The sequence below is a fragment of the Amycolatopsis sp. NPDC023774 genome (assembly GCF_040639695.1).
Taxonomy (GTDB): Bacteria; Actinomycetota; Actinomycetes; order Mycobacteriales; family Pseudonocardiaceae; genus Amycolatopsis.
Genome location: NZ_JBFAAJ010000010.1, coordinates 148,245 through 171,755, shown reverse-complemented (window position 1 = coordinate 171,755; position 23,511 = coordinate 148,245). Strand labels below are relative to the sequence as shown.

Annotated in this window: 21 protein-coding genes and 3 pseudogenes; 8 read left to right on the top strand and 16 right to left on the bottom strand. The window is 69.7% G+C overall.

Annotated elements, in window-relative coordinates:
• Positions 1-8: 8 nt before the first annotated feature.
• The 3 genes and pseudogenes from AB0F91_RS22460 to AB0F91_RS22450 all read left to right on the top strand — a co-directional run bounded on the left by AB0F91_RS22460 (position 9) and on the right by AB0F91_RS22450 (position 2,131).
• Positions 9-581, top strand: a pseudogene (locus AB0F91_RS22460) (peptidylprolyl isomerase).
• A gap of 310 nt (positions 582-891) precedes the next feature.
• Positions 892-1,320, top strand: a pseudogene (locus AB0F91_RS22455) (acyltransferase); the annotation flags it as partial.
• 112 nt (positions 1,321-1,432) lie between these two features.
• Positions 1,433-2,131, top strand: a complete 699-nt coding sequence (locus AB0F91_RS22450; RefSeq protein ID WP_360600061.1) for an acyltransferase — start codon at positions 1,433-1,435, stop codon at positions 2,129-2,131.
• A gap of 55 nt (positions 2,132-2,186) precedes the next feature.
• Here AB0F91_RS22450 and AB0F91_RS22445 read toward each other — a convergent pair whose 3' ends face one another.
• Both AB0F91_RS22445 and AB0F91_RS22440 read right to left on the bottom strand, forming a co-directional pair.
• Entirely contained in the window at positions 2,187-3,953 is a 1,767-nt protein-coding gene (locus AB0F91_RS22445) for an MFS transporter (RefSeq protein WP_360600059.1), read from the bottom strand.
• A gap of 127 nt (positions 3,954-4,080) precedes the next feature.
• On the bottom strand, positions 4,081-5,463 hold the full coding sequence (locus AB0F91_RS22440) for an FAD-linked oxidase C-terminal domain-containing protein (RefSeq protein WP_360600057.1): 1,383 nt from the start codon (positions 5,461-5,463) through the stop codon (positions 4,081-4,083).
• Positions 5,464-5,573: 110 nt separating this feature from the next.
• On the opposite strand from AB0F91_RS22440, the gene AB0F91_RS22435 reads away from it, so the two are divergent.
• The gene (locus AB0F91_RS22435; protein ID WP_360600055.1) at positions 5,574-5,822 is read left to right on the top strand and encodes a hypothetical protein; all 249 of its coding nucleotides are present in this window, start codon (positions 5,574-5,576) and stop codon (positions 5,820-5,822) included.
• Between the two features lie 63 nt (positions 5,823-5,885).
• Here the strand turns inward: AB0F91_RS22435 and AB0F91_RS22430 are convergent, their stop codons facing one another.
• The 4 genes from AB0F91_RS22430 to AB0F91_RS22415 form a co-directional block, all read right to left on the bottom strand.
• A complete protein-coding gene (locus AB0F91_RS22430; RefSeq protein ID WP_360600053.1) occupies positions 5,886-6,491 on the bottom strand; it encodes a class F sortase in 606 nt (201 codons plus the stop codon).
• On the bottom strand, positions 6,488-7,306 hold the full coding sequence (locus tag AB0F91_RS22425) for a choice-of-anchor P family protein (protein WP_360600051.1): 819 nt from the start codon (positions 7,304-7,306) through the stop codon (positions 6,488-6,490). The genes AB0F91_RS22430 and AB0F91_RS22425 overlap by 4 nt, the downstream gene beginning before the upstream one ends.
• A gap of 433 nt (positions 7,307-7,739) precedes the next feature.
• The gene (locus AB0F91_RS22420; RefSeq protein ID WP_360600049.1) at positions 7,740-8,384 is read right to left on the bottom strand and encodes a hypothetical protein; all 645 of its coding nucleotides are present in this window, start codon (positions 8,382-8,384) and stop codon (positions 7,740-7,742) included.
• 81 nt (positions 8,385-8,465) lie between these two features.
• Entirely contained in the window at positions 8,466-9,242 is a 777-nt protein-coding gene (locus tag AB0F91_RS22415; RefSeq protein WP_360600047.1) for a glucose 1-dehydrogenase, read from the bottom strand.
• Positions 9,243-9,326: 84 nt separating this feature from the next.
• On the opposite strand from AB0F91_RS22415, the pseudogene AB0F91_RS22410 reads away from it, so the two are divergent.
• Both AB0F91_RS22410 and AB0F91_RS22405 read left to right on the top strand, forming a co-directional pair.
• Positions 9,327-10,173: pseudogene (locus AB0F91_RS22410) on the top strand (helix-turn-helix transcriptional regulator).
• Between the two features lie 545 nt (positions 10,174-10,718).
• Positions 10,719-11,897: a hypothetical protein gene (locus tag AB0F91_RS22405; protein ID WP_360600045.1), complete on the top strand. Its 1,179-nt coding sequence runs from the start codon at positions 10,719-10,721 to the stop codon at positions 11,895-11,897.
• A 60-nt stretch (positions 11,898-11,957) separates the two neighbouring features.
• Here AB0F91_RS22405 and AB0F91_RS22400 read toward each other — a convergent pair whose 3' ends face one another.
• From AB0F91_RS22400 to AB0F91_RS22390, 3 genes are all read right to left on the bottom strand, one after another.
• Positions 11,958-12,230, bottom strand: coding sequence for a hypothetical protein (locus tag AB0F91_RS22400; protein WP_360600043.1), 273 nt, complete (start codon positions 12,228-12,230; stop codon positions 11,958-11,960).
• 30 nt (positions 12,231-12,260) lie between these two features.
• Positions 12,261-13,367, bottom strand: coding sequence for a 23S rRNA (adenine(2503)-C(2))-methyltransferase RlmN (gene rlmN, locus AB0F91_RS22395; RefSeq protein ID WP_360600041.1), 1,107 nt, complete (start codon positions 13,365-13,367; stop codon positions 12,261-12,263).
• A gap of 118 nt (positions 13,368-13,485) precedes the next feature.
• Positions 13,486-15,138, bottom strand: coding sequence for a glutamate--tRNA ligase family protein (locus tag AB0F91_RS22390; RefSeq protein ID WP_360600039.1), 1,653 nt, complete (start codon positions 15,136-15,138; stop codon positions 13,486-13,488).
• Positions 15,139-15,320: 182 nt separating this feature from the next.
• Between AB0F91_RS22390 and AB0F91_RS22385 the strand changes: the two genes are divergently transcribed.
• Positions 15,321-15,968 carry a PadR family transcriptional regulator gene (locus AB0F91_RS22385; RefSeq protein WP_360600037.1) on the top strand — a complete coding sequence of 216 codons (648 nt, stop codon included), beginning with the start codon at positions 15,321-15,323 and terminating at the stop codon, positions 15,966-15,968.
• Here AB0F91_RS22385 and AB0F91_RS22380 read toward each other — a convergent pair.
• Positions 15,911-16,741, bottom strand: coding sequence for a class I SAM-dependent methyltransferase (locus tag AB0F91_RS22380; protein WP_360600035.1), 831 nt, complete (start codon positions 16,739-16,741; stop codon positions 15,911-15,913). The genes AB0F91_RS22385 and AB0F91_RS22380 overlap by 58 nt on opposite strands.
• Before the next feature lie 107 nt (positions 16,742-16,848).
• Here AB0F91_RS22380 and AB0F91_RS22375 point away from each other — a divergent pair, with 107 nt between their 5' ends.
• On the top strand, positions 16,849-17,691 hold the full coding sequence (locus AB0F91_RS22375; protein WP_360600033.1) for a VOC family protein: 843 nt from the start codon (positions 16,849-16,851) through the stop codon (positions 17,689-17,691).
• Here the strand turns inward: AB0F91_RS22375 and AB0F91_RS22370 are convergent.
• The 6 genes from AB0F91_RS22370 to rpsB form a co-directional block, all read right to left on the bottom strand.
• Positions 17,679-19,040, bottom strand: a complete 1,362-nt coding sequence (locus AB0F91_RS22370) for an MFS transporter (protein WP_360600031.1) — start codon at positions 19,038-19,040, stop codon at positions 17,679-17,681. The genes AB0F91_RS22375 and AB0F91_RS22370 overlap by 13 nt on opposite strands.
• A 116-nt stretch (positions 19,041-19,156) precedes the next feature.
• Positions 19,157-20,074: a phosphatidate cytidylyltransferase gene (locus AB0F91_RS22365; RefSeq protein ID WP_360600028.1), complete on the bottom strand. Its 918-nt coding sequence runs from the start codon at positions 20,072-20,074 to the stop codon at positions 19,157-19,159.
• Positions 20,074-20,631: a ribosome recycling factor gene (gene frr / locus AB0F91_RS22360; RefSeq protein ID WP_360600026.1), complete on the bottom strand. Its 558-nt coding sequence runs from the start codon at positions 20,629-20,631 to the stop codon at positions 20,074-20,076. Before frr ends, AB0F91_RS22365 begins: the two co-directional genes overlap by 1 nt.
• Before the next feature lie 49 nt (positions 20,632-20,680).
• Positions 20,681-21,424: a UMP kinase gene (gene pyrH / locus AB0F91_RS22355; RefSeq protein WP_360600024.1), complete on the bottom strand. Its 744-nt coding sequence runs from the start codon at positions 21,422-21,424 to the stop codon at positions 20,681-20,683.
• Between the two features lie 137 nt (positions 21,425-21,561).
• Entirely contained in the window at positions 21,562-22,377 is an 816-nt protein-coding gene (gene tsf / locus AB0F91_RS22350; protein ID WP_360600022.1) for a translation elongation factor Ts, read from the bottom strand.
• Between the two features lie 82 nt (positions 22,378-22,459).
• On the bottom strand, positions 22,460-23,344 hold the full coding sequence (gene rpsB, locus AB0F91_RS22345) for a 30S ribosomal protein S2 (RefSeq protein ID WP_360600020.1): 885 nt from the start codon (positions 23,342-23,344) through the stop codon (positions 22,460-22,462).
• Positions 23,345-23,511: the final 167 nt, after the last annotated feature.

Here is a 23,511-nt window from a genome sequence, read left to right as displayed (position 1 = left end):
GCGGGGCCATGAAGTCACGCTGGGTCGCTCTTGTTCTTTCGGTCGTGGCCCTCTCGGTACTGGGCTCCGTGGCGCTGTTCGCCGCGCCGGCCACTGCTGCGTTCGCCGCCGTTCAGGTTGCCCGCTGTCCTTTCACGCCGACGCCGGACAACCAGGGGGCCCGCCCGGTGCTCCGGCCACTGCCGGTGGCGTTGACGCGCGGGACGGTCGAGGTGACCTTCCACTTCAACTACGGGCCGGTCACCGTGCGGCTGAACCGCGCCGTGCGGCGACCTCTACGAGGTCGAAAAGGGTGGCCCGGGCTACCGGTTCCCGGACGAGGTGTCGGGCACGGAGACGTACGAGCGCGGCACCATCGCGATGGGCAACCAGGGCAGGGGACCAACGGGAGCGAGTTCTTCCTCGTCCATTCCTTCGCGCACATTCCCGCGCAGTATTCGGTGCTGGGCAAGGTCGTGCGCGGCATGGACGCGATCGACCGGATGGTGCAGGACGGCATCATCCCGGCCGATCCGAACGGACCGCTGGGCGGCGCGCCGAAGCATCCGGTGAAGATCGCGACGGCTTCGTTCGGCCGCTAGACCAGGCGAAGGGTCGGTCGTAGGCGTCCAGCTGTCCAACTTCCTCAGTGAACTCATCCACAACGTCCGCTCGATCACACGTCGCTTCCGCCTCCCACGCGGCGACCACCGACGTCGGGATTCCGGCCGGGTACAGCGGGACGAGCATCTCGAGAAGCCGCTCCCGATCCCGCGGTCTGACGCGTCTCGAGTCCGCATCCCCGGAGCCAATGCCGGTCCAGCACCTGTTCTGCCGGTGTCGCGGCTCTCGCGGACTGCTTAACCCCCGACAGGTGACCGGCGGAACAGACCCCGGGTGGGCTCGACGCCCATGGCCACAGCCCCGGCCACCAGCGCCTCGCGAGCCGGCGCGGTGTTCTCACCCGGCGCGGCCGACAACAGCTACGCCGGACTTTCGCGGTCCACATCCACCCGGAAACAGCCCTTGACCAGCACGAAGTCGGGCGGCGGACCGGGGGAGCTCATGCTGATGACCCACGAAACCTACCTCGCCACCAGGCGGTTCCCCGCGCTCGACGGGGTGCGCGCGATCGCCGCGGTGCTGGTGGTGGTGTTCCACTTCGGGGGCAGCGCGTGGGTGCGCGCGAACGGGTGGATCGGCGTGCACGTGTTCTTCGTGCTGTCGGGGTTCCTGAGCACGACGCTGGCGTTGCGCGAGGAGGACCGCACCGGCCGCGTGTCGCTGAAGAACTTCTACCTGCGGCGGGCGTTCCGGATCCTGCCGGTGTACTACGTGGTGCTCGGGATCTTCGTCGTGGTCACCGCCGCCAGGGGCGAGCTGCGCTCCAGCGGCCTGTTCGGCGCGCTCCCCCGGGTTCGCGACGTTACTCAACGGGTTCCACGTCGTCGGGGTGTTCGGGGTCGCGTGGACGCTTGGCGTCGAGCAGAAGTTCTACTTGCTGTGGCCGCTGCTGGCGTTCGGCGTGGCGGGGCTGGGTTCCGCACGGAGGTTCGCCAAGAAGTTCGGGCTCGCGGCGGCACTGGCGGTCGTCCTCGTGGCCCTCGTGCCCGGTGCTGCCGTACTCCGGCGCGTACGCGTCCATCGTCATCGGCTGCACGGTGGCGATCGTTCTGCACCACCGCAACGGGTTCGCGGTACTCAAGCCCCTCACGCACCCGGGGTCGGTCTCGCCGTCGCCGCGGCGATCGTGGTGCTGCAGGTGTTCTTCACCGACCTCACCGTCGCCCTGCACGACGACGGCGGCGTCGCGGTCGGCACGGCCTACGCGGTGCTCGTGGCGCTGCTGCTGCCCTCGCTGCTCGCGGGCGGGCCGCTGAGCCGGCTGCTGTCGGTGAAACCACTGCGGTTCCTCGGGGAGCGGTCGTACTCGCTCTACCTCATCCAGTCCATCGCCGGCTGGATGCTCGCCGGGCTGGTGCCGCAGCTGGCCCACCCGCGCACGCTCACCGCGGTCGGCGTCACGGCCGTCGCGCTGCTGATGGCCGACCTGCTCTACCGCTGGGTCGAGCTGCCGATGATCGCGCTCGGCCGGCGGGTCACCGCGAAGCGCCCCGAGCCGGCCCCGGTGCAAGAGCCCGTCCCGGCATAAACGAAGGAGCCGCCCCGGGAGGGAATCCCGGAGCGGCCCGTACACCCGGAACTGGTCAGCGTTCGCTGGTCGGCGCCACCAGCTCGCTCGGCCCGCCGCCGGACTCCCCGGCGACCGCGGCCAGCTCCTCGCCCACCGATTCCGAAGTCTTGCCCTTGTCCTTCGTGAGCAGCGACGCGACCGCGCCGATCAGGCAGACCACGATGGCGAACCCGAACGCCACGGCCAGACCGTCCTGGAACGGACCCGAGATCAAGTTCGGGAAGAAGCTGCGCCCGGTCAGGAACGAGGCCTGGTCCGGCGGCAGGCTGCCCAGCTGACCGCCCAGCAGCTGCTGGATCGGGTTGTAGCCGAGGAACGCCGCGAAGAGCACGGCCACCGCCGGCAGGTGCGCCACCTGGTCGGCCGGCCCGGCCGGCACGCCGTGGGCGGTGAGGCCCTGGAACATCGCCGACGGGAGGTTGTCCGACAGGCCCGCGATGATCAGGCTGAAGAAGAAGCCGATCGAGAGCACCATGGCCGCGTTCTGGAACGTGGTCATCATGCCCGCGCCGGAGCCGCGGGCGTCGGCCGGCAGGCTGTTCATCACCTCGGCGCGGTTGGGTGAGGAGAACATGCCCATGCCGATGCCGTTGACGAGCAGGATCGCCGCGAACGCCCAGTAGTTGAAGTTCACCGGTAGCAGGATCAGCAGCAGGAAGGTGATCGCGGTGATCACCAGGCCGCTCGACGCGAGCAGCCGGCTGCCGATGCGGTCGGACAGGATGCCGGCCGTCGGCGCGGACACCAGGAAGCCGACGGTCATCGGCAGCATGTAGATGCCGGCCCACAGCGGTGTCTGCTCGAAGGTGTAGCCGTGCTGCGGCAGCCAGATGCCCTGCAGCCAGATGATCAGGATGAACTGCAGGCCACCGCGCCCGAGCGACGCCGTGAGGTTCGCGAGATTGCCCCAGCTGAACGACCGGATCCGGAACAGCGACAGCCGGAACAGCGGGTTGGCCACCTTGGTCTCGATGACGATGAACGCGATCAGCACCGCCACGCCGCCGATGAGGCACGAGAGCACCATCGGGCTACCCCAGCCGGTCGGCGAGGAGCCGTAGGGCTGGATGCCGTAGGTGATGCCCACCAGCACCGCGATCAGGCCGACCGCGAAGGTGATGTTGCCCCACCAGTCCATCTTCGCGTGCTTGCGCACCCCGGTGTCGTGCAGCTTCACGTACGCCCAGATCGTGCCGACCACGCCGAAGGGCACCGACACCAGGAAGATCAGGTTCCAGTCGACAGGCGCGAGCACACCGCCGACGACCAGGCCGAGGAACGAACCCGCGATCGCCGCGACACCGTTCATGCCGAGCGCGAGACCACGCTGGTTGGCCGGGAACGCGTCGGTGAGGATGGCCGACGAGTTCGCCATCAGGAACGCGCCGCCGATGCCCTGCACGATGCGCCAGCCGATCAGCCAGAGCGCCGCCGCGTCACCGTCGAACCAGGTGACGGCCAGGAAGATCGACGACACGGTGAACACCGCGAAGCCGAGGTTGTACATCCTGGCCCGGCCGTACATGTCCCCCAGCCGCCCGAAGCTCACCACCAGTACGGCGGTGACCACCAGGAAGCCCATGATCATCCACAGCAGGTAGCTGGTGTTGGCCGGCTCCAGCGGGTTGATCCCGATGCCCTTGAAGATGTCGGGCAGTGCGATGAGCACGATCGACGAGTTGATCGTCGCGATCAGCATGCCCAGCGTCGTGTTGGACAGCGCGATCCACTTGTATCGCGGACCCAGTTCCGCGAGTGAATACGTTCTGCGCTCGGCCACAGTGAAACCTTTCTCTCGTTCCCTTAGCTAGGCTAAGCAAGTTGCTTGCCTGTGGCAACCAACTTCGTAAATCGGTTACGAGAGAACCGTCACAGGATGATCACCGTCCTTTGAGGACCCTTTACGTTCACTCGACCGAGTGAAAAGCAAACACCTTCCCCGGATTGAGGATTCCGTGCGGGTCCAGTGCGTTTTTCACGGCCTGGTGCATCTGCAGCACGGCCGGTCCGAGCTCGTTTTCCAGCCCCGGCCGCTTGAGCAGGCCCACGCCGTGTTCGCCGGTCACGGTGCCGCCGAGGGCCAGCGCGTCGGCCACGATGTCGTCGAACGCGGCCTGCGCGCGCCGCCGCGCGTCCTCGTCGCCGGCCGGCGTGCTGAGCAACGGGTGGAGGTTGCCGTCGCCGATGTGCGCGACGTTGGCGATGAGCGTGTTGTGCCGCTTCGCCGCGAGGTCGATGCGCGCGAGCATTTCGGGCACGAGGTGGGTGGGCACGCAGACGTCCTCGGTCAGCAGCGGGCCGAGCCGCTCCAACGCCGGGTACGCCAGCCGCCGCGCGGCGAAAAGTGCGTCGGCCTCCGCTTGGTCCGACGACTGCGCCGCCCAGGTGGCGCCCGCCTTTTCGAAGCACTCGAGCATCACGGCGGCCTCGTGCTCCCCCGCCGCACCCGGCGCGTCGCTGCGGCCCAGCAGCACCACCTCCGCGTCGGCCGAGAGACCCATGTTCTTCCACTCGTCCACGGCGACGAGGCAGTGGCGGTCGACCAGCTCCAGCGCCGAGGGCACCACGCCGGCCGCCCGGATCGCGGCAGCCGCTTCGCCTGCGGCGACGGTGGAGTCGAAGTAGCCCGCCACCGTGCTCTCGGGCGCACGCTGGGCGCGCAAGCGCACGGTGATCTCGGTGATGACGCCGAGCGTGCCCTCGGAGCCGACCATCAAGCCGGCGAGGTCGTAGCCCGCCACGCCCTTCGCGGTGCGGCGCCCGAGCCGCACGAGCTCACCGGTGCCCGTGACGACCTGCAGACCGAGCACGTAGTCGCGGGTCACGCCGTACTTCACGCAGCACACACCGCCCGCGTTGGTGGCGACGTTTCCGCCGATCGTCGACCACGGGGAGCTCGCCGGGTCCGGCGGGTACCAGAGGCCGTGCTCGGCGCAAGCAGCCCGCAGGTCGTCGTTCACGACGCCCGGGCCGACCACGGCGAGGCGCTCGACGGCGTCGATCTCGTGGATCGCCGTCATGCGGTCGGTGACGAGCACGACGCAGCCGGCCACGGCGTTGGCGCCGCCGGACAGCCCGGTGCCGGCGCCCCGCGTGACCACGGGCGTGCCGTGCTTGAGGCAGACCTTCACCGTGGCCTGGACGTCTTCGGCGGAGCGGGGCCGCACTACGACCTCGGGCAGCGTCCACGGCGCCCATTCGGCTTCGTCGTGGGCGAAGCCGCGCAGCACGTCGGGGTCGCGCACGAGCACCTCGGGCGGCAGGACGGCTTGCAGGTCTTCGATCAACATGGGCGCTCCCGATCGCATTGCGGCTTCTCCCGCCAGGTTAGGGCGCCGGGATGTCGAACCGGCGGCCTCTGCTTCGACGTAGGAGTAGAGACCGATTTCAGGAGGCAGCCATGGGGACCACTTCACGCGGGATCGCGATGTTGCGGGCCGTCGCCGCCGGGCGCGCGAGGGTGACCTGCAGCGCCGAACCGGACCTGTTCGTCGACGGCCTGCCGTGCTGCGACCAGTTCACCGCCCACGCCCTGGCCCACGAGGGTCTCGTGCGCCCGGCACGGCTCGGGCTCGTCGGGCAGCAGGTGCCGGCGGAGCTGACACCGGCGGGCGCGGCCCTGCTGACGACGGTGGCCGCGGCGGCATGAGATGCGGCAGGGCCCTGTCGTCTCGCCCGAGCGCGAAACGACAGGGCCCTGGTCCGGGGACGGCTACGTGTTGAGCGTGCCGTAGACGATGATGTTGTCGAGGTAGCTGTGCGCGGCGGCGTCGAACGCCCCGCCGCACGTGATGAGGCGGATCTGCGGGTCGGTGGTGTTGCCGTAGACCGCTTCGGTGGGGAACTCCTTCTTCGCGATCTGGTCGACCTTCGTGACGGTGAAGGTGGCCTTCGACCCGTCTTGGCGCCCGATCACGACCTGGTCGCCCTTCTTCACCTCGTGCAGCCGCCAGAAGATGCCTTTCTGGTGGTTGCCGTCGATGTGCCCGAGGACCACGGCGGGGCCGACCTGACCCGGGGTCGGGCTGTTGGAGTACCAGCCCGCCTGCAGTGGTTCGGTCACCGGCGGGACCTGGACGGTCTTGTCGGCGTTGAGCCCCAGCGGCACGAGCGAGGAGTGCGCGTCGATGCTCGGCACGTCGAGCGACACCGGCACCGACCGCGCGAGCCCGACCACGGGTGCGGCGCTCACGGGCGCGGCCGGCTGCTGGGCCGGGGTCGGTTCCGCGCCACAGCCGGACAGGGCGAAGGTGGCGACGAGGGCCACCAGCAGAGCGAAGAACCCGAACCGGCGTCGGGTCACTCCACGGTCACTCACTGAGCGAACACCGTGGCGAGCGAGCCGTCACCGGTCTCCGGCGCGCCGGCCGGGATGACAGTGACCTGGCCGGGGCCCTGGGCCGGCGGCTTGGCAGGCGCGGTGGGCTGGGTGGGCTGGGTGGGCTGGGTGGGCGTGCTCGGCGTCGCCGCGACCTTCGCGCAGGTGGAGGAGGCGAGGACGATGTCGCCGCTGCCCAGCGCGCCGGCGGCCTTGCCGCCGAGGAGCTTCACGTGCAGCGCGTTGACGGTGAGGGAGCCGTCGTCGTGCTTGATCTGCTCGTTCACGATCACCTGCACCACACCGGGCACGCCGATCTTCTGGTTCGGCGCGGTGCCCACGGGCAGCTTGCCGATGCGGCCCAGATCCAGGCCCGCGAGCTCGGACGACGCGGTGATGCCGTCGGGCGTCGACGTGCACTCGGAGCTGATCACGCGCGCCTTCGGCGTCGCGCCTGCGAGCGGCGCGAGCACGGGCAGCGTGGCGTCGACGATGGAGGCCTTGGAGGCGACCTTGCCGTCGGTCTTCTTCGCGGAGCTACTGACCGCCTTCGCCGTGACCAGGCCCTTCAGCGGCACGTCCACCACCGACGCCGACGTGGGACCGTCCGTGTTCGACGGCGCGATCTTGCCCGTCTCCACTGAGATTCCCTTGTCCCCCAACACTCCCGCCAGCAGCGAGACCGACGCGGACGCGCCGTAGGCCGACCCGGCGGGCGCGTCGGCGGCGACCGCCGAGGGGGCGGCGGTGGCGAGCAGCGCAAGGGCTGGAGCGGCGACCACGAGGGTCCGTCCGCGCAGCAGGGCAGAACGCATGAATTGTCCTTTCGAACACCAAGAATGGAACCGCCCGCGGATCCCCGAATCCGCGCGTGACCCGACGCAACTGTCGATCACCGGCGAGAACGCGACGCTATCAAGGGGGACCGGAATTGCAAAGCAAGATCCACTGCGCAGTGCGCCGGTCAGCCGAGTCAGTGACCACGTTTTCCGCAATTTCACCACTAAAGAGTGATGTAACGCTGGGGTTTTGCCGGAGTATTTTCACTCTGCGCTAGGTCCTTCCGGCACCTACTTGGCGGATTGCTCGCGCCACCACTCTTCGGGGTGATCCTGGGGATGGGTGATCGGCGGGTACTCACCGTCATGTGACCACTACGGCGGCTCGGGGTTTTCGTCAAACTCCGTGGGAAATCGGCGCGTGGAATTGTCCACTATGGAGCATGGGGTGGCATTCACGAGCCGCCGGTCAGCACGACGTCGTGATCCGCCGTCGTGCCGGCGACCAAAAACAGAAGGCCGCTCTCGACGGCGCGTCCGGAACTTTCAGCAGGTAGTAACCCGCACGCAGCCCGGACAGCCGGTAGCCGCTGACCGCGGTCCACGTCCGGTCGAGCGTGGCGAGGCTCTGGCTCGTCGCGACGGCGGTGTCCCTCGCGACCGGCTTGCCGTCCTCGACGACGTGCCCGGTCGCCGGCACGACCGGTCCGATCACGTCGGCGGCCGTACCGCTGCGCATGGTGAACCGGCCGGTGGTGACCACGCACGAGGCCGCCAGCCCGCTGCGCCGCACGCCGTCCTCGGTCACCCGCCCGCTCAGCGTCGCCGTCACGGTCTGGTGCGCCCGCAGCGTTCCGGAGAAGCCGCCCGGCAGCGGCTGGTTCGTCCGGATCCCGTTGAGCGCCATGCGATCCGCGGGATCCGCCGACGCACCCGTCACGTGGACACCGTCGACCTGCCGGCCGGTCTCGTTCGTGAGTGTGAGCGTCCCCCGGACCGCCGCACCTGGCTCGTACGTCGTGCGGTCCAGGCTCAGCGCCGCGTCGAGCTTCACCGCCGCCACGGCCGCATCCCCGTCGAGCGGCGCCGCCACCACGGCCACGGCCACGGCCACGGGCAGCGCGAACCACAGGGACTTGCGCGTGACACCCCCGGTGAGCCCATCGCCCCGTCTCAGGAGCGCGGCTTTCGCGGCTCAGACTCCCGCGCCACCGTCGACGCGGAGAACGGCGCCCGTCACGTAGGAGGCGCGGTCGCTCAGGAGCCAGGCCGCGGCTTCCGCGATCTCGGCCGGCTCGGCGCCGCGGCGCAGAGGCGTCGCCGAGACGAGGCGGTCCTGCAGGCCCGGCGATTCCGCTTCCCACGCGCGGATCATCTCGGTGAGGGTGTTGCCCGGGGCGATGGCGTTGACGCGGATGCCTTCCGGGCCGTAGGTGACGGCGGCGGACTCGGTGAGGCTGTTGACGGCCCGCTTCATGGCACCGTACGCGGGCAGCTCGGGGTTGCCGCGCAGGCTGCCGACCGACGACGTGTTCACGATGGCGCCCGTGCCCGCCGTCGCGCGGATGACGGCGACCTCCGCGGCCATGGCGAGCCAGACGCCCTTGAGGTTCACGGCGAAGACGTGGTCGAACTCGGCTTCGGACAGGCGGTCCAGCGGGCCGGGTTGCTGGATCGTGGCGCCGTTGTTGAAGGCGATGTCGAGGCGGCCGTACAGCTCGGCCGCGCGGTCGACGGCGGCGCGAACGCCGGCCGCGTCGGCGAGGTCGCAGAGCACATAGTCGGCGGTGCCGCCGGCGGCGCGGATCTCTTCGGTCACGGTCTTGAGCTGGGCTTCCGTGCGGGCGGCCAGTAGCACGCGGGCGCCTTCCCCGGCGAACAGGCGCGCGGCGGCGGCACCGATGCCCCGGCCCGCGCCGGAGACGAACGCGACCTTGCCGGCCAGCAGGCCGGGTGTTTCGTGGAGTTCCATGAGCCCAGGCTGCGCCGTCGCGGTGCGCCCATTCAGGCATCGGCAGTACCTGGCTGAGCGCCGTGAGGCGCGGATACTGGAAGTGTGGACAGGCGAGAACTGGCCGGCTTCCTGCGCAGCCGGCGCGAGCGGATCACCCCGGACGACGTCGGGCTGCCCGCGGGGCCACGCCGACGCACGCCGGGGCTGCGCCGTGAGGAGGTGGCGCAGCTGGCGTTCATCTCGACCGAGTACTACACCCGCCTCGAGCAGGCCCGCGGCCCGCACCCGTCGCGCGAGGTGCTCGGCGGGCTCACGCGCGCGTTGCGCCTGAGCGACGCCGAGCGGGAGCACCTGCACCACCTCGCCGGCGAACCCGCGGCGCCGCTGCCCGGCCCTTCGCGCGTCGTGCGCCAGAGCATCCTCGACTTGCTGGACCGGCTGCCGCAGGCCGCCGCGATGGTGATGTCGGCGACGTACGAGGTGATCGCCTGGAACGACCTCGCGGCCGCCCTGATGGAGGACTTCTCCGCGCTGCCCCGGCGCGACCGCAACCTGGTGCGCCGCGTGTTCCTGCGCCGCGACGACCAGCGCCTCTACGGCGTGTCCGACGCCGACGAGTTCGCCCGCTACGCCGCCCGCAACCTGCGCGCCACCGCCGCCCGCTACCCGGACGACCCCGAGGTGACCGAGCTCGTCCACGACCTGCTCGCCGGCAGCGAGCACTTCGCGCGCCTGTGGGCTTCGCACGACGTGGCCGCCCAACCCAGCCTGCGCAAGACCTTCCGGCACCCGGTGGGTCGGGCCCCTCACGGTCAACTGCGACGTGCTCGACCTGACCGACCGCGACCAGCACGTGGTGATCTACACGGCCGTACCGGGCTCGCCTTCGGAGGAAGCCATGCGGCTGTTGTCGGTGATCGGCACGCAGCGCATGGACGTGACCAGCTGACGCTCGGAACACCGCGACGGGGTTCACCGGCAACGCGCCGGATCCGGCGTGAACTCCCGGTCGCGTCGCACCACGAGCGCGTCACCGGGGTCGACGCGGGCTCTCCCCTGAACTCCGCCGCTACGAGGTCTTCGGCCGGCACAGCGTGGCTCTCGGGGAGCGGGCCGTCGCCGGCCAGGTCCAGCGGGGTCGTACGGAACGCCGCCCACGCCGCAGCTCGATGACGGGTCGAGCTCGACCGCGCGCAGGTCGACGCCGTGTTCCTTCCAGTCGTCCGCGACGGCCTGGGCCGGCCCGTGCCGCAGTCGGTGACGCCGTCCGACGGTGACCACGGTTTGGCCGGTCTGGACCAGGGCGTGCCGATCTGGCTGTGCGCCGCTCCGCGTCAAGTGTGGGAAAGGCTGCGGCCACAGCTGCGCCACTCCTGGCTCAAGCGCGGTCCTTGCCGAATCGGGCGAATGAGCGCGTCGAGATCCGAGTCCGCAGGGATTGGTTACCCCTTGATCTCAGGACAACTGCCACCGTCGGTGCCTAAAGTGTGGCTGGTGGAGCCGTTGACAGCGATCGCGACGATCGCGGCGAAGTACGGGGCGGCGCAATTGGTCCGGGCGCTCACCGGGAACGACGGTCTCAGCGGTCTGGCCTCGGAGTTACTGGGCGAGCTGGTGGCCAGCGAGGATCGGCTGGGCGAACAGCTGGCCGGGATCGGCCGTCAGCTCGACGAGTTGTTGGACCAGCGTTATACGACCGCCCTCGCCGGCGGGCAGCGAGTGCTGCGCGACGCGAGCACGGCCCCCGATGCTCACTCGCGGGGCGCCGAACTGGCACGCGCGCGTGATTTGTTCCGTGAAGCTGCCGCAGCGGCTTCGACGAGAGCCCCGCTGCAGGTCGCAGTAGCCGAGCGATACGTGGCGCTGTGCTCCATCGCTTCCGGTCGGCATGACGCCGTTCCCACGGCGCTGCGCACGCTGAACGAAACGGCCTTCCAAGCACTGATCAACGCGCTGCCGCTGTTCGGCCCCAAAGCCTATGAACAGGCGCGAAAGCAACTCTCCTGGTCGGGCCGGATGGGCTTGCGCGGCCGACGCGAGGAGCGGGTCGACGAGTTGGGCAGCGATATCGTCGACGCGGTGGACGGTGTGGTGGACCTCGCCCTCAACCTGCTTGAGGAGTCTCAAGTCCTCGCGAGGGGACTCGGTCAGGAACTCGGGCCGGAACTCGACGTGGACTATCTGTTCCCTGATGGGTATGCCCAAGACGAGCGGCTGACCAGGACCGCGCAAGTGGTGATCCGGCCGACGGGGCCCGGACCACTGCAGTTCGGCCCGTTGACGGTGAGCTTCGGCGAGGTCGAAGCGTCTCCCGCCAGGCAGCCGCCGTTCGCACCGGACGAACTCTCACAGTGGGCCGCGGCAGTCGCTCAAGGACTGCCTCAGGTCCGGCCACCGGGATTCGAAGTGGAAGTGACGGTTCGGGCTGACTTTTTCGTATCTCCCGCTCTCGTCGTCGCTTTGCGGCCCGGTTTGGTTCTGGCAGACGAGGTTCCACACGAGGTGGTACCAGGTGTACTGGGTTTCACTGGCGTCGCCGGTGGCATGCTTGCCTCCGGGATGCAGGAGGTCCGTCTGCCCTACTTCGACACCCGGCGATTCGTGAACGAGTGGACCGTGAACGTGAACAACGTGCTGATCTTCCAGTCCTCGGATCGCCAGTTGCTCAAATGAGGCCGCCGCGCTCGCCCGATCCGCCCGCAGGAGACGGGTGCCCCTCAGACCGGTCGGGCGTCAGCGAGTGGCGAGCCAGGGAGCGAGCAGCACTTCCAGATCCGCATCCGACAACGCCCGCGGGCTTTCGCCGAAACCCTGCCACCGCGAAGCGTCGCGCGCGGCGTGGAAGTCCACGGAGTACGCGCGCATCAGCACGTACATGAAGCTCTCCGAATCAAAACGCTCACCCAGCAACGTGCGGGCCGCACGAGCAACCGCCACCCCGCCGGTGATGTCGCGCAGCTTCAGCTCTTCCGCAGCCGGGTCCAGCAGACACGGGGTTGAAATCACAAGAACTTTCCCATCACTGAAACGAAAAACTCAGCCTTCGGCAGCCAACTGGCCACACGCGGCAGCAATGTCCTGACCACGGGTGTCACGCACGGTGCAGGCTACGCCCCCCGCGTTGACCAGCCGCACGAACTCCCGCTCCACCGGCTTCGGCGAAGCGTCCCACTTCGAACCCGGGGTCGGGTTGAGCGGGATGACGTTCACGTGCACCAGCTGACGCAGGTGCTTGCGCAGCCGCTTCGCCAGCAACTCCGCTCGCCACGGCTGATCATTGATATCCCGGATCAACGCATACTCGATCGACACCCGACGACCCGACGTGTCCGCGTAATACCGCGCGGCCGACAAGACCTCGTCCACCGACCACCGGTTGTTCACCGGCACCAGCGTGTCCCGCAGCTCGTCATCCGGCGTGTGCAGTGACACCGCCAAGCGCACCTGCATCTCCTCATCCGCCAGCTTCCGGATCGCCGGCGCCAATCCCACCGTCGACACCGTCACCGAACGCTGCGAAATCCCCAACCCCGACGGCGCCGGCTCCGTAATCCGCCGCACCGCCGCCACCACCCGCTTGTAGTTCGCGAGCGGCTCACCCATGCCCATGAACACGATGTTCGACAAGCGGCCGGGGCCGCCGGGCATGGCGCCGTCGCGCATCACGGCGGCGGCGGAGCGGACCTGGTCGACGATCTCGGCCGTCGACAGGTTGCGGTCGAGGCCGCCCTGGCCGGTGGCGCAGAAGGGGCAGGCCATGCCGCAGCCGGCCTGGCTGGAGATGCACAGCGTCGCGCGGTCCGGGTAGCGCATGAGCACGCTCTCGAGCAGCGTGCCGTCGTGGGCGCGCCACAGGGTCTTGCGCGTGGCGCCGTTGTCGGCCGACAGCGCGCGGACTTCGGTGAGCAGCGGCGGCATCAGGTCCGCGACCAGGCGCTCACGTGCGGCCGCCGGGATGTCCGTCATGTCGGCCGGGTCGACGGTCAGGCGCGAGAAGTAGTGGTTCGACAGCTGCTTCGCACGGAAGGCCTTCTCCCCCAGCTCCACCGCGGCCTCGGCCCGCTCGGCGGAGGTGAGGTCGGCGAGGTGACGCGGCGGCAGGCCGCGCTTGGGCGCGTCGAAAACAAGGGGGAGGGCAGTCATAACCGATCCAGTATTCCACGTCCACCGGACACGCCGTCACCACTCCCCCGGCCGTGTGCCGCCGGTCACCACCGGCGGCTGAGACACGGCACGACGAACCGGCCACCCGCGCCTGCGATCAAGCAGTGAGGGTCTCGAACCGCCGCAAGGTCTCGTCACGGCCCAGTGCCTGCGTGATCGAGTGCAGGTCCGGGCTGCGGGTGGAGCCGGTGATCGCGATGCGGATGATCTGCGAGGCCTCGCGGATGGAGCCCGGGTACGCGTCGGGATCCTTCTTGAGTTCCTTGGCGTTCTTGGCGAAACCGTGCTTCGCCGCGACGTCGCGGATCTGCTGGAACCACTCCTGGCCGTCGTCGAGCTGCCGGTAGTCCGCGACGAAGTCGGAGGCGACGGCGCGCACGACGTTCGGCGCCACGCCCAGTGCGGCGATGCGCTCGTCGTCCGGGCCGGTCACGGGGGCGTGCAGCTGCGGGAAGAAGAACCCGTAGACCGCGCGGAACTCGCTCCACTTCTTGAGGTCCTTGCGCGGGTTCTCGGCGCCTTCGCGCTCGACGGCCAGCGCGCGCAGGGCCAGCTCCTCCGACGACTCGAGCACCGACAGCAGCTCCGGGTCGAACCGCTGCGCCCACGTGCGCACGGCGGCGAGGATCTCCGCGCCGGACATCGTCGCGATGTGGTCGGCGGAGATGTCGTCGAGCTTCACGAGGTCCACGAGCGGTCCCGCGACGCCCATCTCGTCGAGGTTGATCGGCTCGTCCAGGGCCTGGGCCAGCGGCAGCTCGGCGAGGCGGCCGTTGGCGAGCCCGCGCAGGTAGTACAGGACGGCCTCGACCGGGTAGCCGGCCTCGATGTAGAAGTCGACCGACGCCTCGGGGTCCTTGCGCTTGGACAGCTTGCGCTTGCTGCCGCCCTCCTGCTTCATCAGCGGGGCGATGTGTGCGTAAGTGATCGGCTCGAAGCCGAGCGCGTCGAACAGTTGCTGGTGCACCGGCACGGACGAGATCCACTCGTCGCCGCGGATGACGAGGTTCACGCGCATGAGGTGGTCGTCCACGGCGTGCGCGAAGTGGTAGGTCGGCAGCCGGGGGCTCTGGTCGGAACTCTTGAGGATCACCACGTCGTTGCGGTTGGCCTCGGCTTCGATCGTGCCGCGGATGGCGTCGGTGAAGCGCACGCGCGCGCCGGTGTCGTCGGGCGCGCGGAACCGCACGACCCACGGCTCGCCGGCGTCGAGCTTCGCCCGCACGTCGGCCGGGTCGGCGTCGCGCCAGATCGCCCAGGAGCCGTAGTAGCCGGTGGGCAGCTTCGTGGCCTGCTGGCGCGCGGTGATGGCCGCGAGCTCGTCCTTCGTCGCGAAGTCGATGTACGCGCGGCCTTCACGCAGCAGCTCCCGCACGTAGGACAGGTAGATCTGCTCACGGCCCGACTGCTGGTACGGGCCGTAGTCGCCGCCCCGCAGCGTGTCTTCGTCAGCCTGCAGACCGAAGTAGGAGAAGCCGCGCTCGAACTGCTCCAGCGCGCCCTCGACCTCGCGCGACTGGTCGGTGTCCTCGACGCGCACCAGGTAACGGCCGCCGGAGCGACGGGCGACGTCCTGATCGATCGTGGCCACGTAGATGCCGCCGATGTGCACGAACCCCGTGGGGGACGGGCCGAACCGGGTCACCTTCGCGCCGTCGGGCAGCTGCCGCACCGGGTAGCGCTGCTCCCAGTGCTCGGGCTCGGGCAGGTCCACGGGGAACAGGGCGTCGATGACCACTCGGTCCAGCATGGGGGGTCGGGTCTCCCAGGTCGTGTCAGGGCTGTCGTTACGGGGCGTCTTCCTACTCCTTCGAGTATCTCCGACCACCGCGAACGTCCCTCGCGCAGGTCCCCGACAGTCGGCAGGTTGCAGTCCGACCGTTTCCGATATATCGTGAACAAGTCGCAACCGTTCGAGAGAGGAACACCGACATGAGGCACCCTCACCCCGGTGTGCGAGGCGCGCACCAACACGGAGAACACGGTCGTCCCGCTTTCGGCCCCTTCGGCCGCGAGTTCGGCGACTTCGGCTTCGGCCCCGGCGGCCCGATGGGTCGCGGCCGGCGAGGCCACGGCGGTCCCGGCGGACGGAGGGGCCACGGCCCGCGTCGCGGCCGGCGCGGTGACGTCCGCGCGGCGATCCTGACCCTGCTCGCGGAACAGCCGAGGCACGGGTACGAGATCATCCGCGAGATCGGCGAGCGCAGTGGCGGATTCTGGAAGCCCAGCCCCGGCTCGATCTACCCGACGCTGCAGATGCTGGCCGACGAAGGCCTGGTCGTGAGCAAGGACGAGAACGGCAAGAAGCTGTTCGAGCTCACCGACGAGGGCCGCGCAGCCGCGGAGCAGCAGACCGGCACCCCGCCGTGGGAGCACTTCGCCGAGGACGTCGACCCCGTCGAGGTCGACCTTCGCAAGGCGGGCGCCACGCTCGCGGCGGCGGTCGTGCAGGTGATGCGCGCCGGCAGCCCGAGCCAGCAGGCCCGCGTCGTCGACGTGCTCAACGATGCCCGCCGCTCGGTCTACTCGATCCTCGGCGAGGTCGAGGAAACCGACGAGTCGACGGAAGAAGCCGAGTGACCCGGCAGGACGAGGCCGGTGGGCTTGACCCGCGTGTGCACGCGGTAGCCCACCGGCAGCGTCACCCCGGCCCCGCCGGCCGTGCTGACCGTGCGCTTGTGCACTTCGGCGACGGCCCGCGCGGCGACCTGCGCGCTGAACTCGATCTTCAGCACTGACTCCATGGCGGCGTGATCGGTGAACAACCAGCGCGTCGCCACGCGCCGGAGGCTGAAGCCCTCGCCTTCGAAGAACCGCTCGACCTCCGCGGGGTCGTAGTGCGGGAGGTCCGCCCGCAGCCAGCCGCCGTAGGGCTCGCTCGTCGCGTCGAGGTCCACGATCAGGATCGACCCGCCGGGCCGCAGCACGCGTTCCGCTTCGCGCAGCCCCGGCTCGCAGCCGGGGCCGAAGAAGTACGCCGTGCGCGCGTGGACCACGTCGACGCTCGCGTCATCGACCGGCAGCCGCTGCGCGCGGCCTTCGCGAACGGACACGTTCGGCAGTTCCCGCACACGCTTCGCCGCGTCGCGCGCCAGCGGTGCGTACGGCTCGACGCCAAGCACCGAGCGCGCGTCGCGGGCGAAGCGCGGCAAGTGGAACCCGTCCCCACAACCGAGGTCGAGAACGTCGCGCCCGGTCCAGTCGCACTCCTCGCGCAGGACGCGCCAGATCTCGCCGTCGACGTCCTGCGCGCGGTTCTCCACCTCGTAAGCCTGCTGGTAGTACCAGATGTTGGGGCTCGGCAAGACCTCCGTCGCCCGAGACCGGCCTGTGGAGCGGGGGAACCATCGCACGAACTTCTCCAACGACGTCGGCTGCGAGCCGGTTCCGGGGTCCGGGGCTCACAGCGAAAAAATCACGGGCACCGCATAGACTTCTTGCTCACCGGGAGGAGGCCGCGATGACCATCGGTTCGGCCAGCACAAGCGCGATTCCGGCCGGCCTCCCGTGCTGGATCGAGGTTGCGTGTCGCGACGAAGCGGTCTCGCAACAGTTCTACACGGGCTTGTTCGGCTGGCAGTACGACGTGCGCCGCGACCCCGCCGCGCCGACCGGCCGCTACTGGATCTCGTCGCTCGCCGGCGAGCCGACGGGCGGCCTCTACCAAGCCGGGGCGCAGACCGAGCCCGGCTGGACGCTGCACGTCTCCGTGCCGCACACCGCGAGCGCGGCCGAGTGGGTGGAGCACCTCGGCGGCCGGGTGACGCTCGGCCCCGTCGCGATCCCGGAACGCGGCAGCATCCTGCACGCGATCGACGCGGCGGGCGCGCCAGTGGTGTTCTGGGAAGCACCGCAGGACTGGCGGTTCGTCACCGGGATCCCCAACACGTTCAGCGGCGCCGACCTCAACGCGCACGACGGCGCGGCGGCCGACCACTTCTACACCAAGCTCTTCAACTACACGAGCCACCAGATCGGCGACGGCGAGAGCGTCGACTACGCGGAATACCTCATCGAGCACACGCCTGTGCTCTACCGCTACGTGATGGGCCCGGAGTACAGCCGCGCCACTCCCCCGCACTGGCTCGTCTACTTCGAGGTCGACCCGGCGCGCGGCTGCGACGCGACAGCGGGCCAGGCGCTGATGCTCGGCGGATCCGTGGTGATCCAGCCGTACGACACGCCCTTCGGCCGCATGGCGATCCTCGCCGACCCGGACGGCGCGGTGTTCGCGGTGATCGACCACTCGCGCACGCTCGACGACGTCGGACGCGCCGAGGTCGACGACCCTTACGACGACTGAGCCTCACAACGACTGGGCCGCAGCAACCGCGTCAACACGACGATCGCGGCGTAGCCCCCGGCGACCACCCACATCGCCGTGCCCGGCAGCAGCCCGCCGACAAGCGCTACGCCGACTGCGCCGCCGGTCTGGCGTGCTGCGTTGAGCACACCAGCGGCGATGCCCGCCTTGCCGGGCAACGCATTCATGGCCAGCGACGTCATCGCGGGCATTGCGAGCGAGCAGAACCCGAAGACCACCGAGAACACCACCAGCAGCACCGGTGACCGCTCGTCCGGCAGCACCGCCATCCCCGCCGCGCCGACCAGCGCCGTGAGGCTGCCGGCGACGATCGGCAGGCGAGAACCGATCCGGTGCGTGAGCCGGCCGCTGACGAACGCATTGAGCCCCACCGCGAGCGTGAGCGGAACCAGGGCGAGCCCGGCGACGAGCGTGTTGAGGTGCCACACACGTTGCAGGAACAAGGCGAGGCAGAACAGCGTGCCGTAGAGGCAGAAGTTGAACAGGCCGCCGATCGCCGTCGCCACCGCGAAGGCCCGCACGCGCAGCACACCCAGTGGCAGCACGGGCACGGCGATCGCCTTTTCCGCGACCACGAACGCCGTCCCGGCCACGACGCCGGCTCCGACGAGCACGAGCGTGGTCGCGTCCGCCCAGCCCGAGTGCCCCGCCTCAATGAACCCGGCGACCACGCACGCCAGCGCGGCAGTGCCGAGGACCTGTCCGACGCCGTCGATGCGGGCTTGCCGGCGCGCGGTGGTTTCGGCGACGTACCGACGCGTCAACGCGATCGCGATCAACCCGACGGGGACGTTCACCGCGAAGACCAGCCGCCAGTCGGCCAGCCCGACCGCGAGGCCACCGAGCATCGGTCCCGCCGCGAGCCCGACGCCGCTCATCCCGCCCCACACGCCGAGCGCGCGGGCCCGGGCGCCGGCGTCGGGGAACTGGTGCACGATCAGCGCGAGCGACGCCGGCAGCAGCGCCGCCGCGCCGGCCCCCTGCACCCCGCGGGCGGCGACGAGCCACGGCAGGGAATCCGCTGCGGCACAAGCGATCGAGGCGAGCACGAAGACCGCGACGCCGATCTCGAAGACGCGCCGCGACCCCCACCGGTCCCCCGCCTCGCCCCACGTGAGCAGGAACGCGGCGAGCGCGACGGTGTAGGAGTCGACCACCCACTGCAACGCGGCCGTGGACGGTTCGCCGAACTCGGCGCCGATGGCCGGCAGCGCGAGGTTCACGATGGTCGCGTCGAGCGTGATCATCACGAACCCGAAGCACACCGCGGCGAGCGCCAGTCGGGCCGAGGAGCGTTCGCGGGTCGAAGGTGGGGTCGAGGCGGTCATGACCTCGAGTGAAACGCGCGGACGCTTCGGTGGTCCACGAACCGTTCGCTACCCCTGGGAGGCCCAAGCTCTCAGCGCAGGTCCGCGGGTCGGGCGGCTCAGGTGGGTCAGGTGCCTCACGCGGGGACGAACGCCGACAGCAGCAGCCAGGAGACGACGGCCGAGGGCAGCAGCGAGTCGAGGCGATCCATGATGCCGCCGTGGCCCGGCAGGAGCGTGCCCATGTCCTTAATGCCGAGGTCGCGCTTGATCAGCGACTCGACGAGGTCGCCCAGTGTCGCGGTGAGCACGATCGCCGCGCCGAACACCACGCCTTGCCAGGTCTGGCCGTGGAGCATCAGGCTGATCGTGAGGATGCCGGCCACGATGCCGGCGACCATCGACCCGGCGAAGCCCTCCCAGGACTTCTTCGGGCTGATCGTCGGTGCCATCGGGTGCTTGCCGCCGAGCACGCCGGCGATGTAGCCGCCGGTGTCGGAGGCGACCACGGCGATGAGGAACGTAAGGACCCGGCCGACGCCGTCCTCAGGCGGCACGAGCATCGCGGCGAACGCGCCGAACAGCGGCAAGTACGCGCTCGCGAACACCGAAGCCGAGATGTCGCGCAGGTAGCCGTCGGCGCCGCCGGGCAGCCGCCAGAGCAGGCAGGCGAGCACCGTGATGACGAACGCCGTGAGCGCGCCCGCGCGGCCGAACGGCCAGGCCAGCCAGATCATCGCCTGGCCGCCGACGAGCACGGGGATCATCGCGACCTTGATGTTCGCGACGCGCTTGAGCACGCCGGCGAACTCGAAGGTGCCGACCCCGATCGCGATCGCGATGACTCCGATGAAGATGAAGCGGACGGTGAGCAGGGAAACGATGATGGCCGCGCCGAGCACCAGGCCCACGCCGATGGCCGCGGGCAGGTTGCGCCCGGCCCGGGAGTCCTTCTTGGCCGGCTCCGGCTGTCCACCCGGTTCGGGCTTGTCAGCCGGGTCCGGCTGCGGGGTGTGCTCCACCCGCTCGTCTCGTTCCTCGCTCACCTGGCTCATCAGACCTCGAGCAGCTCGGCTTCCTTGTGCTTCACCAGCTCGTCGACCTGGTGCACGTAGGTGTCGGTGAGGTTCTGCAGCTCCTTCTCGGCGCGCGCGACCTCGTCCTCACCCGCTTCGCCGTCCTTGGCGATCCGGTCGAGCTCCTCCTTGGCCTTGCGACGGACGCTGCGGATCGACACGCGGGCGTCCTCGCCCTTGCCCTTCGCCATCTTCACCATCTCCTTGCGCCGCTCCTCGGTGAGCTGCGGGATGACGATGCGGATCACGTTGCCGTCGTTGCTGGGGTTGACGCCCAGGTCGGACTCGCGGATGGCCTTTTCGATGGCACCGAGCTGCGTCTGGTCGTAGGGCTTGATCAGCGCCATGCGCGCCTCGGGCACGTTGACACTCGCCAGCTGATTGAGCGGGGTCATCGCGCCGTAGTACTCGACGACGATGCGCGAGAACATCGACGGGGTGGCCCGGCCGGTCCGCACCGACGTCAGGTCGTCCTTCGCGACGGACACCGCTTTTTCCATCTTCTCCTCGGCGTCGAGGAGGGTCTCGTCGATCACGGCTACTCCCGGTGTTGTGATGGTCGAACCTGTGCTGATCCCAGCAGGTCTAGGCCGACACCCCGTCGGCGGGGGTGCTGACCAGCGTCCCGATCCTCTCACCACTCACCGCACGGGCGATGTTCCCCTCGGTGAGCAGGTTGAAGACGATGATCGGCATGTTGTTGTCCATGCAGAGGCTGAACGCGGTGGCGTCGGCGACCTTGAGGCCGCGCTCGAGCACCTCGCGGTGGCTGATCTCGTGGAACATCGTGGCGCTCGCGTCGATCTTCGGGTCGGCGGTGTAAACACCGTCCACGGCCTTGGCCATGAGCACGGCTTCGCAGCCGAGCTCCAGCGCGCGCTGCGCGGCGGCGGTGTCGGTGGAGAAGTACGGCATGCCGACCCCGGCGCCGAAGATGACCACGCGGCCCTTCTCCAGGTGCCGCTCGGCGCGGCGCGGGATGTACGGCTCGGCGACCTGGCCCATCGTGATGGCGGTCTGCACGCGGGTGGGCAGGCCTTCCTTCTCCAGGAAGTCCTGCAGGGCCAGGCAGTTCATCACGGTGCCCAGCATGGCCATGTAGTCGGCGCGGTCACGGTCCATCCCCCGTTGGGACAGCTCCGCACCGCGGAAATAGTTGCCACCGCCGATCACCACCGCCACCTGCACGCCGGTGCGCGCGACCGCGGCGATCTGGCGCGCGACGGAGTGGACGACGTCGGGGTCGACCCCGATCGAGCCGCCACCGAACATCTCGCCGCCCAGTTTCAGCAGCACCCTTCGGTAGCCACCGTCGACCCGGTCACCCATCTGTGTGTCGCCTCCTGTGTTCGATGACCGCCGTTCCCCTTTGTGAGGGGGCGCCGAGCGGCTGGACCCGACTGTGCCCCCGTCCCCGCACCGCGGAGACGGGGGCACAGTGGCAGAACCTAGTCCCAGTACCTCGCTCAGGCCTGGCCGACCTCGAACCGGGCGAACCGGGTCAGGGTCACGCCGGCCTCGTCGAGGAGAGCCTTCACGGTCTTCTTGTTGTCCTTGACCGATGGCTGCTCGAGCAGGACGTTGTCCTTGTAGTACGCGGTGACCTTGCCCTCGATGATCTTCGGCAGGGCCTGCTCCGGCTTGCCCTCTTCGCGGGCGGTCTGCTCGGCGATGCGGCGCTCGTTCTCGACGATCTCGGCCGGCACCTCCTCGCGGGTCAGGTACTTCGCGCGCAGCGCGGCGACCTGCATGGCGGCACCGCGGGCGGCTTCGGCGTCGTCACCGGTGAACTCGACGAGCACGCCCACGGCCGGCGGCAGGTCCGAGCCGCGGCGGTGCAGGTAGGTGGCGGTCTTGCCCTCGAACGCGACCACGCGGCGCAGCTCGAGCTTCTCGCCGATGCGGGCCGAGAGCTCCTGCACGGCGTCGATCACGGGCTTGCCGTCGAGGTCGGCGGCCTTGAGGGCCTCGACGTCGCTGGTCTTGAGGGTCTTCGCGACCTCGACGATCTTCGCGGCGAGCTGCTGGAAGTCGTCGTTCTTGGCAACGAAGTCGGTCTCGGAGTCGAGCTCGATGAGCACGCCGCCTTCGCCGGTGACGAGGCCCTCGGCGGTGGCGCGCTCGGCGCGCTTGCCGACGTCCTTGGCACCCTTGATGCGCAGGAACTCGACGGCCTTCTCGAAGTCGCCGTCGTTCTCTTCGAGGGCCTTCTTGCAGTCCATCATGCCGGCGCCGGTCATCTCGCGCAGGCGCTTCACGTCAGCGGCGGTGTAGTTCGCCATCGTGTTGAATCCGTCCGTTTCAGGTACGTGTGAGGTGATCAGCGCCCGGGCGGCCCTGCGCGGGCCACCCGGGCACGGTGGATCAGGAGTTGGCCGGGGCCTGCTCGGTCACGGCTTCGGGGGCCGCCTCGGTGGCGGCCTCGGTCGCGGCAGCCGCCTCGGTGGCGTCGGCCGCGGCGGTCTCCGAACCGGCGAGCAGCTCCTTCTCCCACTCGGCCAGCGGCTCGTCCGACGCCACGCCCGGCTCCGGCTTCGCGTCGGCCGACGCTCCACCACGGCTCGAACGGGCCATCAGACCGGCGGCAGCGGCCTCGGCCACCACCTTGGTGAGCAGCGCGGCCGAGCGGATCGCGTCGTCGTTGCCCGGGATCGGGTAGTCGACCTCGTCCGGGTCACAGTTGGTGTCCAGGATCGCGACGACCGGGATGTTCAGCTTGCGAGCCTCGCCGACGGCGATGTGCTCCTTCTTCGTGTCGACGATCCACACCGCGCTCGGCACCTTGGCCATGTCGCGGATACCGCCGAGGGTCTTCTCGAGCTTGTCCTTCTCGCGGGTGAGCGTGAGGATCTCGCGCTTGGTGAGGCCGGCGAAGCCGCCGGTCTGCTCCTGGGCCTCGAGCTCCTTGAGGCGAAGGAGGCGCTTGTGCACGGTCTGGAAGTTGGTCAGCATGCCGCCGAGCCAGCGCTGGTTCACGTAGGGCATGCCCACGCGCGCGGCCTCGTTGGCGATGGCTTCCTGAGCCTGCTTCTTCGTGCCGACGAACATGATCGTGCCGCCGTGCGCGACGGTTTCCTTGATGAACTCGAACGCACGGTCGATGTAGGTCAGCGTCTGCTGCAGGTCGATGATGTAGATGCCATTGCGCTCGGTGAAGATGTAGCGCTTCATCTTCGGGTTCCACCGACGGGTCTGGTGTCCGAAGTGCACGCCGCTGTCGAGCAGCTGCTTCATGGTGACGACGGCCATTGCCGGAATCACACCTTCTCTGTAGTCGCGCACCCCCGCGGTTCGCGCCCGCGGACGTGCTCGTTCGGTTTGTCGCTCGCGGCCGGGTGACCGCTCGCCCTGGTGCTCGTGCCGACATCCGGACCCCGGTGTTCTCACTGCCGAGAATCCCAGGGACCGCCGGGCGC